Consider the following 15,728-nt stretch of genomic DNA (forward strand, 5'->3'; position numbering starts at 1 on the left):
TGGGAGGTTTAGAAGTATCATAAAAACTGTTCTATTAATTATTTGTCACCAGTGGCGTAAATTTTATAAAACGATCACATTAAAAGCACACTGTTTGAAAATTTTCAGACAGTGTGCTTTTAGATTTTATAACCTATATCTGCATATGAGTTATTCATTAACGGGCATAGTAATTTTTTACTGTTTAATTTAACATATAGCCACTGTTCGCATCAAAGTAGTGTATACGACCATCTTTTAACTTCACGGAACCACCCTTAACTTGTGTACCATCTGGATTAAAGTAATAAGTGTGCCCATCAATGACTTGTAGACCAGTTACTGGCAGCCCATTATTACCAAAATATTGCCATTTGCCATTACTCATTTCAACGAATTGGTTCTTCAACTGACTGGTTTTTTGTGAATTAGTTATACCAAAAGGATACAAAATGGCTGAGATATTTTTCTCTGAACTTGTGCTCGTAACCATCGCTGTCAACTTTTGTGCACGGCTATTATTAAACGAATTACCAGCAAAAGCGCCAGAACCAACGCGTTGGATATTAGCTGGTAAAGTGACATCTGTGATTTGGTTATCAATAAATGTACCGTCACCGATTGTTTGTAGTGTGTTGGGTAGTGAAATACCTGTTAGTTTATTATCGGCAAAAACAAAATCATTTAATGCGCTCAAGTTGTTATTAGGTAAGCTAATGTTGGTGATATTATTTGAGGCAAAAGCATACCAACCTATTCCTGAAATATTATTATTTAGGCTATTTGGTAAAGTGAGTTTATTTGAAATCTGGTTATCATAAAAGGCAAAGTTGCCAATTGTTTTTAAGTTTGTAGCCTTGGAAAAATCAACACCAACAATACCTAATGATTTAAAAGCATTATCAGCAATTTTAGTGACATAAGATGGTATAACGATGGTTTTACCAAGGGTTGTCGTACCAGATTTTACACCAGTAATTACTGTATGATCGTTGTTGTCATAGGTAAAGCTATTTGTATTGTCTATCTTGCCAGGCGTTCCAGCGCTATAATTTTGATGCTTTAATGCGTATTGCTTAGCGATAGTAGCTGCTTGACCAGTATTGCCACCAAATGCTTCATAACCGTACCAACGAATAGGTTGATGCCCACTACTGTCTAACAAATTATTTGGTAAAACGGATACTTGCGATGATTGATTACCATAGAAAGCACCAGAACCTACGCTTAAGCTATTTGTGTTTTGAATCGTTGTCAGATTAACGTTATGTAAATTATCTCCAGCAAACACCCAATCACCGAGGGATGTTATTGTTTTTGGAAATGTTACAGTCTGCAGTGTTGGGTTATTTGCGAAAGCACCGTCATTAATATGTGTCACACCATTTGCAAAAGTCAAAGAAGAAATGGTATTGTCATAAAAAATATACCAGCCTAAATTGTTGTCATCAAGTTTAGGATACTGAACCGAGGTTAGCAAATTTTTAGCGAATGCAAAATCACCGATAGATTTCAAGTGAGTTGCTGAACTGAAATCGACACTGCTGATTCCTTGATTATAAAATGCCGTATTAGCAATACTCGTTACATTACTTGGAATCACGACATTGGCACCTATGTGCCGAGATTTACCGTCCGAAAATCCGTATAAAACATTATTTTGTATTTTTAATGCTGTTTGCGGTACAGTATCTGCATTAATTGTTACCCTATGGATTAATGTATCGCTAACGATACAAGTTAGAATAAATAATATGTTAATCAGAAAAACTTTCTTTCCCAAAACATGTTTGTATAATTTATTGTGATCATATATTGCTCTATTGCTATAAATCATTTTCCAGCCCCCTTGATTAAAATTGAAATCGCATATATCAATGCTTCGCAGTGCGATTTCACTTTTATTATAGAACATAAAATGTTGAGGGTAAAATACTTTGCTCAGAAGTCAAAGGTTACAACCAAACCTGTGTAATCATGTTAAATGATATTTAGTGTCACTATTTTATGTCGTCTTGTTTTGAATAAAGGTCTTAATATTTTCATTCATACAAGCAGCCATTATGCCAGAAAGTAGTAAACTAAAAGCGATTGCAATACCTAAATCAATTAGGATATGCCGAAATAAGTGTCGGTTTAAATCCAAATCAACATTTAAAAGGAACCACAGCAGTGCTGTATTAATAAAATACACTAAAAACAGCTTCAGTTTAGAAAATATCATAGTGTCAGTTGAAGCTAAAGGTTTAAAAAATAGATACATTGAATAAATTGTCCATAATGCAACAATTTCAATCAGTAGCATTCTTAAAAAGTTAACTACAATTAAATCAGAGTCAAAGTTTATTAACAAACTAAGCAATGGTAAAGTAATACAAAACCACTGCCACTTATGTAAATAGTTACCAAAGTTTGCTGTTTTTAAAAATAGCATTTGTTCGTTGAATTTATTTTGATTTATTGCGTCCAAAATGCGCCCCCTTAAGTCATTACTTTTGTCTGATATTTATTTCAGAACAAACTTAGTATACCAAAACAAGACATTATTGTGAAATTAACCAAAGGGTACTCGGAGCATCTCTTCCGGAATACTGGTCTGGTAGTTTTAAAAAAGATGGCGAAGAAAGCTTCTTTAATATTAGAAGAGAGAATAAGCCAGTAGTGATTCAGTTAAAAAATGAAAAATATACGCGTTTAATTTTAGGTGTTGATGATCCAGAGAATGTTGTTGATTTAATCAATAACAATATTAATTAAATAGAACACAAAAGATCACATATCGTATAAAGATGTGTGATCTTTTAAAATCTTGTGCTCTTATTATTTTTAAGTTGATTAACAACTGTCCCAAAGGATAATTTGCATGGTTTAATATCAACAGTTTTCTTGTCAATTTATATTATTTTGTAAAAATTTTCTGTCAAACACTATACTAAGACTAAGGATCAAGAGTACTAGTGACAAAGCTATTCCCCAGTTAACTCTAATGCTACTGGTTATATTATTTGATAGTAAGTTCATTACGGTAGAACCAATCGCTGTGCCACTAGCAATTGCAATGTTTTGAACCATTCTTTGTAACGAACCAAGGCTTCCTTGTTCATTTTGGTTACCAATGTTCATAATAGTTGCAATATTGGCTGGCTGAAATATACCACCACCTATGCCATAAACAAACAAGAAACAGGTCATGATCAGTGCAGGCCACTGATAGTTCATAGTTAGTAGTCCTACCAACGAGGCACAGATAGCAAATAGTCCCCAAAAACTGAAAGCACTATTGTGCATACCATGGTTCAATTGACCAGAAATTCTGGAAAAGATGACCAAACCAAGCGGGGCACCTAAGACCAACAAACCAGTTAAACCAACATTTAAGTTCATTATTTTCTCAAATACAAATGGTGGTAAAAGAAAAATCATTGCTGATGAAAAACCAAAAACAAATGTTTGTCCTAAATAAAGCCATGCTTTTGGATTAGTATTTAGCGTTTTGAAATTAATTAGGGGTGTTTTTTTTCTAATTTCGAATAAGTAAAAAATAATGATAAGAATCACACCTAAAAGTATTAACGATAAAGCAAGGGTTAAATTTTTAGGATTGCTTAATAAAGAAAATCCAGCTAATAAAGATATTACCAACAAAGAGTTCAAAATACTTCCCCAAATATCAAAGTAATTGCGAATTTTTTTTCTGAAATGGTTTTTATTAGTAAATAATTACACGCCACTCCTAAAACTACAAAAGGAACATTTATCCAAAATATTAACCGCCATAAGCCCATAGACAAGAACAATCCACCAATTGATGGTCCAAGAACTGGACCTAAACCAATCATAATTCCCAGGATTCCTAGAGCATTGGAAATAAATTTACGATCAACTAGCGTAGTAATTAAGGCAGCGGAAGTTGCTTGAAGAGCAGCTGCCCCAATTCCTTGAATTGCTCGAAATAGAATCAGTTCAAAAATATTATTAGCTGTACCACATAAAATGGATCCTAAACCAAAAAGGATCAAGCCAATTAATGAAATTTTTAGCTTTCCAAATTGATCACTTAAGTAGCCAAAGGGTAGAATCAAAATCGATAAACTCAATGTGTAGCTCACGACGCTCAGAGCGGATAAGCTTGCCGAAACATTAAATTCTTTTTGAAAAAAAGGTAAAGCAACATTAATAATTCCTGTGTCTAATGTTGACAGTAACATGCCCATACCTGAAATGGTGATAATAAATATATTTCTCGTTCTAATTGTCATTTAATTACATGCCGCCTTTTCTTTATCTATAATGGTATGTTAGAATAAAAATAATTTATATTCAAACGATTTCTAAATTTTGAAATTAAAAAAGGAAGCTTTATGGCAATCAATGTTAAATTTAGTCCCTACGCACTTCAGAATAATGAAACACTTATTCAGCGGGTCCAATTTGTTTATTCACCATTAAATGAATTATTTCGTAGTTTACATGTTTTGTTAAATCCACGTCATCATGGAATGAATATTGATTGGGCACTAGACATTCAAAAGAAATTGCCTAATAATTTTTTTAATAATTTACACTACTTTTCTCTACTTTATGATCTCGAGGTACCATCTTTTTTATTTAATGATTTTGAAAAAATAAGTTCTAATTTGGATCAAGAAATTGAACAGTTAAGTCACCACCTATCTCAGGTCAATCCTAGTGACATAATAAGTATTTTAGAAAAAATTGTGCATGATCGAAATAATCAATTTATACCTACATTGGCTAAAAATTTGGAATGGCAAGGATTCACACTAAATTCGTCTTGTGAACTAATAGATGATTTAAAAAAAGACCCACATGAGGTCTATCAACACTTACTGAGTTTTGTTCAAAATTATCGTAAACAAGTTTTTGATAAAATTTGGGAGGAAAAAGGCTTAGAGAAATTCCTAAAAAACGAAATAAAACAGCAATCTATTTATTTAAGTAGTTATGGATTTAATAATTTGATTGACCATTTACAAGTTGATCGAATTTTTTGGCAAAAAAAACAGTTAGTAATTGTTAAGCCCTTTGAGAAAAAAATCCAATTAACTGATCAAGATGTCGTTTTATTTATACCCAGTTATTTCATATGGCCCCACTTATTTGTTAATCAATTCAAACATGGTATCGTAATTTGTTACGATGCCCTTAACAAACTAGAAACTAGTATTAATCCTCAGCAACTTGCAACGGTCTTCAATGCATTAAGTGATGTTATTAGATTAAAGATTATGAAGTACTTATCTGATCGTCCTAGTACTACGCAAGCGTTAGGTCAAATTTTGATTATGAGTGATTCTACAGTATCACATCATTTGAAACTACTGAAAGAAGCTGGATTAGTGATAACTCACAAACAGGGAAAATTTGTATTGTATGAGCCGACTCCAACTGTTAATGATTTAATACCAGGATTTTATAGTTATTTAGAAAGTAACTCATTACAAAAATAAATTGGCTATTCTTTTTGATATCGTAGACACATAAGTATCATTTGTTATTTAATCTGAATAGGCGTCAAACGTTTCTCTTCTTATCAGTCCAGATAGATAATGGCACACAAAGTAAGGTGAGGATGCCAGTTAGTAGGAATACTTTATCAAATGCATGCGATATTTCGTTATTTTTGGTTTCTTTTATTTCATCTAAAGCCTGTGTTAATTCATCTTTTTGAGCCAATAATTTAATTGCAGTTAGAACTTTATCTTGACCAAGAATCAATGGTGAAACATAACGTGATAATTGTGGTACATTTGCAATTTCCTTAGCACCATCATTGAGTTTAGTGTTGGCATCATAAAGCTTGCGGTAATTAGAGTTAGGTTTAGGTAGTGGGAGTTCCGTTGTCTGTTCAGCTGCCTTTTTAACATTTTGTTTGATTGATGCTTGTTTTCCTGAGATATCACTACTGCTTTTGCTATATTTAAAGTTTTTCTGTATTTCATCATGAAAGACATGTTTAACATTTTTTGATAAATTACGCGTTCTGATTTGATGATTTGCTGCTGATTTAATGTTTGATCTTGCATCTGCAATGTTATTATTTAATGCGGTCACTAACAGTGCCATACCAATAGCTTGACCAATATAACGTGATGCATTAACCACACCAGAACCTATGCCAGTCTTGTTAGCAGGTAGAAATTTAACTGATGAGGTAAAAGACATTGCGGTAAATCCAAGTCCCAAACCTATAATAATATTGCACCCGATAATAACTGCAGCCGATGTTTCGTAACGAATTACACTCAGCATCAACAGCCCACCGGTCGTAATAATAAGACCTACAGCAATCAAAAGTCTAGAAGAAATTTTGCGATACATTTTTGTTGCAGCAATCATGCCAATAGCAATGAACAAAGAAGTTGGAATGATTAAATAAGAAGCATGAAGTGCTGAATAATGCCGTACATTTTGTAGAAAATAATTCAATATTAGAGAAGGGGCAATGATAGCAAATCCAAAAATTGCGTAAATAATACTAGAAGCGGTGAAAGTTTTTTCTTTGAAGAGATTAAGATCGATCGTAGGTTCTTTTACTTTTAATTCGGTGATAATAAATAAAATCAAGCTAATGATAGAAATAGTGAACGCGATGATAATAGTTGTTGACGTCCAACCATAATTTCTACCTTTCAAAAGACTAAAAGTTAGCCCACCCATGAAAAGAATGAGTAATATCATGCCAGCCCAATCGACGCTTCTCAACACTGAGCGATCATATGATTCTTTCGTGCCAATAAAAATAGCAATAAAAGCTATTATAGCGATGGGAACATTAATTCCAAAAATCCAGTGATAAGTGGCAGAATTAATAATTATACCACCAATAGCAGGACCAGCAGCTGCGGCAACTGCTGAAAAAGCGCCAACGGCGGCTGCAACTTTACTTGTGTTTTCTTTACCGAACAGTTCAAGTCCCATTGGCAAAACGATAGGCGTCATAATTGCACCACCGATCCCTTGAAAAAACCGATAAATAATTAAGAGTGAGAGAGAATTGGCGGTCATGCAGGCAAAAGAAAATCCGCCAAAAAGAACGATGCCAATTAGCATAACAATCTTACGACCATAAATGTCCGCTAACTTTGAAGCAGTTATTATGAATGCAGCCATAGCCAGAACATATATGGTACCTACCCAACTGGCGTCAGTGAGACCGGCGTTTAAATCGGTCATAATATCAGGCAGTGCAATATTAACGATTGTCGCATCTAATGCGCCCATAAACACGGCTAAAATCAGACCAGTAAAGCCTATGATTTTTAATTTTTTGGTATTTTGCATAAATATTCTCCTTTGCTATTAGCAATATATTTTCATTATTGACACACGTGTGCCAAATGTTCTAAGATAAATATAAGATAAGAAATTTTAAAAATCAATCATGTCATACAAATTTTAACTCTTGTCACAAAAAACAGAATATGCCACGAACAAGGAGCGTTGATATGGCGAATAGAATGTCAGAACAAACGAAACAGAAGTTATTGGATGCATTTTTTGAATTATTAAAAGTCGAAAATTATGAAAAAATTGCTATCATCGATATTACTGAAAAAGCTGCAGTTTCAAGAAGAAGTTTTTACAGAGCCTATGAAAGTAAGGCAGATTTGTTGAATAAATATTTAGATGGTATTGTGGTGTCATGGCGAGGGCACACATCTCATCTAACAATTAATTCGTACAGCCAGCTCATTGATGAAATTTTTAAATTTTGGACAAAATATATTTCAGAACTGACAGTACTCGTGAAGGCCAATTTATCTTTTTTTGTGCTAGATAAACTAAATACAGAGTTTCCTAAATATTTTGATAAATTGTATAGTGGTTTCCAGTATGAAGCAGGTTGGGTAAACCAGTCAGAAAAGGAAAAAGAACTTTACATCAAGTATATGTTCCGTTTAAGTATTGGGGCGCTTTGGAATGTCTTTTCTCACTGGCTTTTAAATCCAGATGATATGACACGAGAAGAACTTGTTTTACTTGTGAAATCAGGATTTCTTCAGTTGGGTAGTTGAAACATTGATCAAAAAATTATGTCAGTACAAGGTACAAGATATTGATAATTTTATACATCTAGTTCACTTATAATAAACTTTATTTTTCGATTTAATTAAAAAACATATTGACAAAATAATATAAAGATGTGACAATATAACAAATAGATGAGACAAAGAAGAGATAAGTAAGTTTTTATAGTAATTTAAGAGAGCTAATGTTTGGTGCAAGTTAGTATTACGAAGAAATTGAAAATGGTCTTGGAGTCGTCAGTGATGTGAGCATTGATGTAAATGTCACTCGGGTGCGCCCGTTATTGCGTTAGGGTATCTCATTTTTGATGTACCTGTTGAGTATGAAGTAGAAATACTTTATAAAACTTGGGTGGTAACGCGATTCAGTTCGTCCCATATTTTTTGTGTAAATTGCAAAAAATATGGGACGTTTTTTATTTATTTAATAATAATCTTGGGAGATATGTTCTATGACTAATAAGCTGATGTTAATTTAAATACCTGTTAGATGGGGTTATTGTTGTAATGGTAATCTAAATAAATATGATTATTTAGATATTTTTAAAAGGAGAAAGAATCATGAGTGAAACAAATAGAGTTAAAAGAGTAAATTATACAACTTCGGGGGTGGCAACTATTGTATTAGTTGGTTTATTTGCTGCCATTACGTACGTAGGCATACAGTTTTTTAGAATTCCTTTGCCTGCTGCTGTGGGCGCACCATTTATTCATTTTGGAAATTCTTTGGTTGTGTTGTCTGTGCTATTTTTAGGTTTCTATAAGGGTGCAATTGCAGGATCAATAGGTTTAGGTATATTTGATATTTTAAATGGTTATGCTGCCGAGGCACCAATCATTATTATAGATGTTTTTGTTATCGCATTTATTGTCACAGAAGTCTTCAAATTGCTGAAATTTAATGATGATAAAATTTTAAACATCACACTAGTTGCTGTAGCTGCTGGATTAACAAAGATTGTACTATCCTTTGTAGAGGGTACGCTTAAATTGACCTTTGCCGGAAGTAATCTCAACTCAGCGGTAACAAGTTCAATTTTGAGTTTGCCAGCTACTGCTATTAATTCTATTTCAACCGTTATTATTGTAAGTTTATTATATGTTCCCGTTAAGAAGGCACTAGAGATATTTTTAAGTGCTTCTGAAAGTTAAGTAAAATACTAGAAGGGAAAATGCATGAACAATATCATTGAAACGAAAGCATTAGGATTTCGTTATCCAAAACAAAAAAAATTCCTTTTTGAAGATTTAAATATTACGATTCAAGAAGGAGAGATGGTTGCAATTCTTGGTTCTAATGGTTCAGGAAAATCCACACTTCTAAGGCATTTTAACGCCTTAAGTAGACCAAAAACAGGCACTGTCATTGTTAATGATCAGTGGGATACTGGAAATTCGGATAATTGGTTGGATATCAGACAAATAATTGGTCTTGTGTTCCAAAATCCTGAGAATCAAATTGTTTCGACAATTGTTGAGGAAGACATTGCATTTGCTCTAGAAAACTTAGGATTTCCACGGGAAGAGATAATTAAAAGAGTGGATGAGTCCTTAAAAAAGGTTGGTATGTACGACTATAAAAAATATCCACCTTATCAGCTTTCAGGAGGACAGAAACAACGCATAGGAATTGCTAGTATATTAGCTATGAGACCTAAAGCTATTATTTTTGATGAAGCAACAAGCATGTTGGATCCTGAAGGAAGAAGTGATGTCTTAAAAATAATTTATGAATTAAATCACACATATGGTGTGACGGTTCTGATGACAACACATTTATTGGATGAAGTCGTTTCTGTGGATAGAGTAATTGTTTTAAACAAAGGACGAATTACGTTTGATGATAAACCTGAAGTGGTATTTAGCAATCGTGAAGAACTTGAAGCCATAGGATTAAGCATACCAACGGTCACTAGGTTAGCAGCAGATTTAAAAGCAGCAGGCTATTTGAAGGACAACGCAAAAACAATTCTAACTAAGGAAGAACTAATAGATGCAATTGAACAAGATATAGGGGTTAAAGGATGAGTTTGCTAAGTATTGAAAATGTCGATTACTCTTATGCTAAAAAGACAACTTTTGAGAAGCATGTTTTAAAAAAGCTGTCTTTGAAAATAGAGCCGGGCAGTTTTATAGGTATAATTGGTCATACTGGAAGTGGTAAATCAACTTTAATCAAAATTTTGAATGGATTGTTAAAACCAGATGCGGGGACAATTTTATATAAGGGAGAAAATATTTGGAGCAAAAATTTTGATTTAAGAAACTTTCATTTAGATGTAGGGGTTTCCTTTCAGTATCCAGAACATCAGTTATTCTGTGACACAGTGAAAAAAGATATTGAATATGGGTTAATTAACAAAGGTGTCCCGAAAGAGGTGTATGAATCAAAAATCAAAAAAACTTTAAATATAGTTGGGCTATCAGAGAGCTATTTGGAAAAATCACCTTTTCAATTATCCGGTGGAGAAATGAGGAAAGTGGCATTAGCTGGCACGATAGTGTTAGATCCTGAAGTATTAATTCTGGATGAACCAACAGCTGGATTGGATCCCAAATCTACACAGCAAATTTATGATAGCTTAAAGACCTATCAGGCTCAAACAAATAGCAGCATTATAGTCGTTTCCCACAGTATGGAAGATGTTTCGGAATATGTGACAGATATTGTAGCACTTGATGATGGCCAAATTTTGTTACAAGGTAAACCGGATCAAGTGTTTGATAATGCTGAAAAGCTCAAAAAAGTAGGTCTAGATGTTCCGATAACTACTAATATTTTACGACTGTTAGCAAAAGATAATCCCTCAGTTAATACTAATATTTATCGTTATGAGGATACAAAACTTGAAATAAGCAGATTATTAAAGGATGCAATTTTAAAATGAATAATACAGTAATTGGACAATTTATTCCGGGTAAATCTGTGATTCATGGATTAGATCCTAGGACAAAGATTATGACAACTGGTTTATGGATTATCATATTAATCCTCACCCATAGTTGGATAGGTTTCTTGTTAGACGCAATATTTTTGGCAGCAGTAATTATTGTTTCGCGCATTTCGCCAATAATTGTTTTACGAAGCATAAAACCAATATTGCCTATTGTGATCTTTACCTCTTTTTTCAACGTTATTTATACATCTGGCGATGTATTATGGTCGGCTTGGATTTTTAAAATCACGCAACAAGGTATTGAAATTTCTGCATTCCTATCATTGAGAATTATATTCATGGTGATGGGTAGCTCGATTTTGACTTTTACAACATCTCTAACAGACATCACAAGTGGGATAGAGAGTTTACTTTCCCCACTTGAAAGGTTTGGCGTAAGAGTAACAGATTTTGCTATGATGGTGACACTTGCTATTCGTTTTATACCAACTTTATCTGAAGAAATTCAAAAAATAAAAGATGCTCAAAAAGCACGTGGCGCATTTTTTGGCAGTAATAAAATCACTAAAAAAATAAAAGAAGTCTTTCCTATCTTGGTACCACTTATTTATTCGTCTTTTAGAAGAGCATTTGATTTAACTAACGCCATTGAGTGTAGATGTTACAATCAAAAAATTAAAAGGACAAAACTAAATCCGTTAATTTACAAAAAGAAGGACTTAGTTTGTGGCGTTATTAGTTCATTATTTGCCCTGATAATTTTAATCATACAGCATTGAAGAAAGGGTAAAACGCAGTGTCATCAGAAAAATGTAGAATATTTATTGTGAGACACGGTGAAACCTTGTTCAATAAATTAGATAGAATCCAGGGATGGGCAGATTCACCTTTAACGGAATTTGGTGAAAGTAAAATACAAACTATTGCTGATACTTTAAGTAGGTATAACTTTTGTTATGCTTACACGAGTGATAGTCGACGCGCAGTTAAGACGTGTGATATTATTCTTGCTAAACAAACCCATCCAGTACAGCAAACGCAAACAAAAATCTTACGAGAATGGTACTACGGTAGTAATGAAGGCATGACAAAAAAAGCGTTCATTGCAAAAATTGCTGCTAAAGTACCACAATATGATAAAAGCAGTCGTTTACAAGAAAATTTTAGTTTTAAAGATTTTTCTAAAGTTGTTCAACAAATAGATGATATGAATTCACCAGACAATTTTTCCACGATACGACGAAAGCTAAATAACTATTTCAGAAAAATTGCTGAAAAACATTCAGAGAATGGTGAAAATAACATTTTGGTTGTTTCACATGGATTGAGTATTTTAACGTTTTTAAGCCGAATTAATGATCAAATTACATTTCAAACACCATTGAAAAATGGCGCAGTTATCGTATTAGAATATTCAAACAATGAATTTAGTTTGGTAAACGATGATTTGTTTTTTTAACTAGTTTATTTTATCGAAAAGTCTTAGTATTATGAAGCATGTATCTCAAACGAAAAGCGCCAATACTAGTAAATCTAGTAATAGGCGCTTTTTCCGTTCTTTTGTTTGTAAAAGTTAAAAGTAATTGACAGAGAGTAATAAATCAAACAATTATTTTGACAAATTTGATTTTAGGTTTTAATGTGGTGTGTTATCTGTGTGATTTTTCCAAACAGAAGCCAATACGGAACCAGAAATGTTGTGCCATACTGAGAACATAACTGCTGCAATGGCCGATGCTGGCTCAAAGAAGGAAATAGCTAGTGTAGAAGCAAGAGCAGAGTCCTGCATTCCAACCTCAAAAGTGATTGCCTTTTGTTGTGGTGTTTTCATTTTTATCAGTTTTGAGAAGCCATATCCTAGCAAGTATCCTAGTAGATTATGTAAAATGATAACAGGTACCAAAATCAAAGTTGAAACTGCCAAAACTGTTTTAGAATTAGCTGACAAAACAGCTAAAATAATAACTAGTATGGCGACTTGTGACAGAAATGGCATGATGTCAATTACTTTTTGCACGTGCTCTTTAAAAACCATGTGGACGAGAACACCTAGTACAATGGGAATGACTACAATTTGAAATGCAGAAAAAAACATTGAGGTAAAGGGGACATGAACCCACTTTCCTGCTAGTAATTTAAGAAGTGTTGGAATCATGATAGGTGCTAACAGGGTTGAAAGTAAACCAATAGAAACATCTAAAGCAACATCACCACCAGACAAAAAGGACATGACATTAGACGAGGTACCTGACGGAGCTGAGCCAACTAGGATAACACCAACCGCTGCTGCGCCGGTTAATCCAAAAAGATGTACTAACAAGAAGGCGATTAACGGCATAATGATATAATGTGCGATTGTTCCTAAAATAATTTGTAATGGGTTACGAGCGACTCGTTTAAAATCAGAAGGTGTTAAAGTAATGCCCATTCCGAACAAAACAACCATTAGTAAAAGTGAAACAGCTGAGAGGGTACCAATTTTTGTTGTAGCAAGTGCAGTGCCTGGACCAGGAATAAGGATAGCTAATACGGCTACTGCAATAACAAAAATTGTAAAAAATTTTGTAATGAATGTTGAAAGTGATTTAATCATAGTTATTCTCCATTAACTTGAAATAAAATTGGTATCTTTAATTATGAATACCCAAAACCATTTTTGCATAACGACTCATTCTATCGGTAGACCATGCTGGTTCCCAAACTAGGTCAATTTTGACACTATTGACAGCATTTATTGCCATTAAAGCGCGGGTAATCATTGTATCGAGCACTGCAGTTAACGGGCATCCCATGGTTGTTAAAGTAAGTTTCACCGTAACATTGCCAGCTTTATCCATAGCTAATTCATAAACTAATCCTAAGCTAACAATATCACAACGTAGTTCAGGATCTATTACTTGTGATAAAGCTTCTAACATTTGGTCCTGTAATTCTTGTGTATTGTTGTCCATATATCAGATATCCTTAATTACGTTTGAAATTTTAGTTAGGGAAAAGTTCATCTGCTCCTTTTAACACGGCACCGGTATTTGCAGAAGTTACTAATGCCTGGTAGCGGGCCATCCAACCTTTTCGAATTTTAGGAACAAATGCCTTTAATTGTTTATGACGTTGTGCGAGTTCAGCATCGTCAACATGTAACTGCATTGTACGGTTAACGAGATCAATGGTAATCTTATCACCATCTTCGACAAGTGCGATTGGGCCATCGTCAGCAGCCTCGGGACTAACGTGCCCAACTGAAATACCGCGAGATGCACCTGAAAAACGTCCATCAGTAACTAATGCAACATCTTTTCCTAAGCCCATCCCTGTGATTGCTGAGGTGGGTCCCAACATTTCAGGCATGCCTGGTCCACCTTTAGGTCCTTCGTAACGAATAACTAGTACTTGGCCTGCGTGGATTTTGTTGGCATCAATGGCATTAACAGCATCTTGTTCAGAGTTGAAAACAATAGCGTCACCTGTAAAAGTTTTAATACTGGGATCAACACCGCCAGCTTTAATGACTGACCCATTTGGAGCTAAGTTCCCGTATAGGATAGATAAACCACCCTGTTTTGTGTATGGATTAACATCAAATTTGCGAATAATTTCATCATCTATGATTTCATGACCAGCAACATTTTCACGTACTGTCTTGCCAGTGACTGTCATGCGATCAGGATGTAAAACACCACCCATGCGGATGAGTTCATTAATAATAGCAGGAACACCACCAGCATTATGGACATCTTCCATAGCCCATTTAGATGATGGTGCAATTTTAGATAGATAAGGAACTTTTTCAGCAATTTTGTTGATATCTGCTTGATTATAGTCAATACCGGCTTCATGAGCGATGGACAAAACATGTAAAACAGTATTCGTCGACCCACCCATTGCCATATCAAGAACCATAGCGTCATCAAGCGCTTCTTTTGTAATCAAATCGCGTGGTTTGACGTTTTCTTTAACCATACGCATTAACTGTTTGGCGCCATCGCGGATTAAATCGCGTCTTTCTTCAGAAATTGCCAGTGCCGTACCGTTGAAAGGTAACGCGATACCCATAACTTCCATTAAAGTATTCATCGAATTAGCTGTGAACATACCAGCACAAGATCCACAAGTAGGGCAAGCATTTTGTTCCAGTTTTAAAAATTCATCTTCTGTCATCAATCCTGATTTAAATGCGCCGACAGCTTCAAACATTGAAGACAATGTTGTTGCTTTCCCTTGTGGATCCAAACCAGCTTTCATTGGCCCACCAGAAACAAATACAGAAGGGACATTACATCGCAATGATGCCATAATCATGCCAGGAGTAATCTTGTCACAGTTTGGTAGGAAAAACACGCCATCAAACCAGTGGGCTGTAATCACAGTTTCAGCTGAGTCGGCTATTAATTCACGAGATGGTAATGAATAACGCATACCCAAATGGCCCATAGCAATACCATCATCAACGCCAATTGTATTAAATTCAAAAGGAATACCGCCAGCATCACGAATTGCTTGTTTTGCAACATCTGCTAATTCACGCAAATGAACATGACCGGGAATAATTTCTACATATGAATTACAGATGGCAATAAAAGGTTTTTTCATGTCTTCTGGGTTGCTGACTTGACCGGTTGCATATAGCAATGAACGTGCGGGTGCTTGATGAATACCCATTTTTATGTGATCAGATCGTTTTTGTAGATCATCACTATTTACATTAAACGAAAAGGCATTTGCCATGAAATATTTCTCCGCAATTTTTTATTTTAGTATAATTTTACTAATATGTATGAGTATAGGGATGTAGAGTAAATTG

Annotated in this window: 13 protein-coding genes, 1 pseudogene and 1 other annotated feature; of the genes and pseudogenes, 7 read left to right on the forward strand and 7 right to left on the reverse strand. The window is 34.3% G+C overall.

The genetic code is table 11. The features are described from left to right. Positions 1-184 precede the first annotated feature (184 nt). The 3 genes and pseudogenes from K5Q13_RS04735 to K5Q13_RS04745 all read right to left on the reverse strand — a co-directional run bounded on the left by K5Q13_RS04735 (position 185) and on the right by K5Q13_RS04745 (position 4,238). Complete coding sequence (locus K5Q13_RS04735) at positions 185-1,816, reverse strand: leucine-rich repeat protein (RefSeq protein WP_220740474.1); 1,632 nt, start codon at positions 1,814-1,816, stop codon at positions 185-187. 168 nt (positions 1,817-1,984) lie between these two features. Continuing rightward, entirely contained in the window at positions 1,985-2,449 is a 465-nt protein-coding gene (locus K5Q13_RS04740; protein WP_220740476.1) for a hypothetical protein, read from the reverse strand. A 419-nt stretch (positions 2,450-2,868) separates the two neighbouring features. Then, positions 2,869-4,238 (reverse strand): annotated as a pseudogene (locus K5Q13_RS04745) (MFS transporter). A 102-nt stretch (positions 4,239-4,340) separates the two neighbouring features. Between K5Q13_RS04745 and K5Q13_RS04750 the strand changes: the two are divergent. Further along, on the forward strand, positions 4,341-5,450 hold the full coding sequence (locus K5Q13_RS04750; protein WP_220740478.1) for an ArsR/SmtB family transcription factor: 1,110 nt from the start codon (positions 4,341-4,343) through the stop codon (positions 5,448-5,450). 64 nt (positions 5,451-5,514) lie between these two features. Here K5Q13_RS04750 and K5Q13_RS04755 read toward each other — a convergent pair whose 3' ends face one another. Next, a complete protein-coding gene (locus K5Q13_RS04755) occupies positions 5,515-7,284 on the reverse strand; it encodes a DHA2 family efflux MFS transporter permease subunit (RefSeq protein WP_220740481.1) in 1,770 nt (589 codons plus the stop codon). A gap of 164 nt (positions 7,285-7,448) precedes the next feature. On the opposite strand from K5Q13_RS04755, the gene K5Q13_RS04760 reads away from it, so the two are divergent. The 6 genes from K5Q13_RS04760 (at position 7,449) to K5Q13_RS04785 (ending at position 12,386) form a co-directional block, all read left to right on the forward strand. Continuing rightward, positions 7,449-8,018 (forward strand): TetR/AcrR family transcriptional regulator, encoded by a 570-nt coding sequence (locus K5Q13_RS04760; RefSeq protein ID WP_220740483.1) that lies wholly within the window; start codon positions 7,449-7,451, stop codon positions 8,016-8,018. 146 nt (positions 8,019-8,164) lie between these two features. Beyond that, positions 8,165-8,411 (forward strand) — a binding site (T-box leader). Between the two features lie 180 nt (positions 8,412-8,591). Continuing rightward, positions 8,592-9,182 (forward strand): ECF transporter S component, encoded by a 591-nt coding sequence (locus K5Q13_RS04765; protein WP_220740485.1) that lies wholly within the window; start codon positions 8,592-8,594, stop codon positions 9,180-9,182. A 24-nt stretch (positions 9,183-9,206) separates the two neighbouring features. Next, positions 9,207-10,058: an energy-coupling factor transporter ATPase gene (locus K5Q13_RS04770; RefSeq protein ID WP_220740487.1), complete on the forward strand. Its 852-nt coding sequence runs from the start codon at positions 9,207-9,209 to the stop codon at positions 10,056-10,058. Next, the gene (locus K5Q13_RS04775) at positions 10,055-10,918 is read left to right on the forward strand and encodes an ATP-binding cassette domain-containing protein (RefSeq protein WP_220740489.1); all 864 of its coding nucleotides are present in this window, start codon (positions 10,055-10,057) and stop codon (positions 10,916-10,918) included. The genes K5Q13_RS04770 and K5Q13_RS04775 overlap by 4 nt, the downstream gene beginning before the upstream one ends. After that, the gene (locus K5Q13_RS04780) at positions 10,915-11,706 is read left to right on the forward strand and encodes an energy-coupling factor transporter transmembrane component T family protein (RefSeq protein WP_220740491.1); all 792 of its coding nucleotides are present in this window, start codon (positions 10,915-10,917) and stop codon (positions 11,704-11,706) included. Before K5Q13_RS04775 ends, K5Q13_RS04780 begins: the two co-directional genes overlap by 4 nt. Positions 11,707-11,753: 47 nt before the next feature. After that, positions 11,754-12,386, forward strand: coding sequence for a histidine phosphatase family protein (locus K5Q13_RS04785; RefSeq protein ID WP_281420512.1), 633 nt, complete (start codon positions 11,754-11,756; stop codon positions 12,384-12,386). A 177-nt stretch (positions 12,387-12,563) separates the two neighbouring features. Here the strand turns inward: K5Q13_RS04785 and K5Q13_RS04790 are convergent, their stop codons facing one another. Genes K5Q13_RS04790 through ilvD form a run of 3 tightly spaced genes read right to left on the reverse strand, consistent with a single transcriptional unit; the run spans position 12,564 to position 15,652 of the window. Next, the gene (locus K5Q13_RS04790) at positions 12,564-13,526 is read right to left on the reverse strand and encodes a bile acid:sodium symporter family protein (protein ID WP_220740681.1); all 963 of its coding nucleotides are present in this window, start codon (positions 13,524-13,526) and stop codon (positions 12,564-12,566) included. Positions 13,527-13,557: 31 nt separating this feature from the next. Beyond that, a complete protein-coding gene (locus K5Q13_RS04795) occupies positions 13,558-13,878 on the reverse strand; it encodes a metal-sulfur cluster assembly factor (protein WP_220740495.1) in 321 nt (106 codons plus the stop codon). 31 nt (positions 13,879-13,909) lie between these two features. Further along, a complete protein-coding gene (gene ilvD / locus K5Q13_RS04800) occupies positions 13,910-15,652 on the reverse strand; it encodes a dihydroxy-acid dehydratase (RefSeq protein ID WP_220740497.1) in 1,743 nt (580 codons plus the stop codon). Positions 15,653-15,728 lie beyond the last annotated feature (76 nt).

It is taken from the genome of Leuconostoc miyukkimchii, from assembly GCF_019656055.1.
In the GTDB taxonomy this organism is placed as follows: Bacteria; Bacillota; Bacilli; order Lactobacillales; family Lactobacillaceae; genus Leuconostoc; species Leuconostoc miyukkimchii.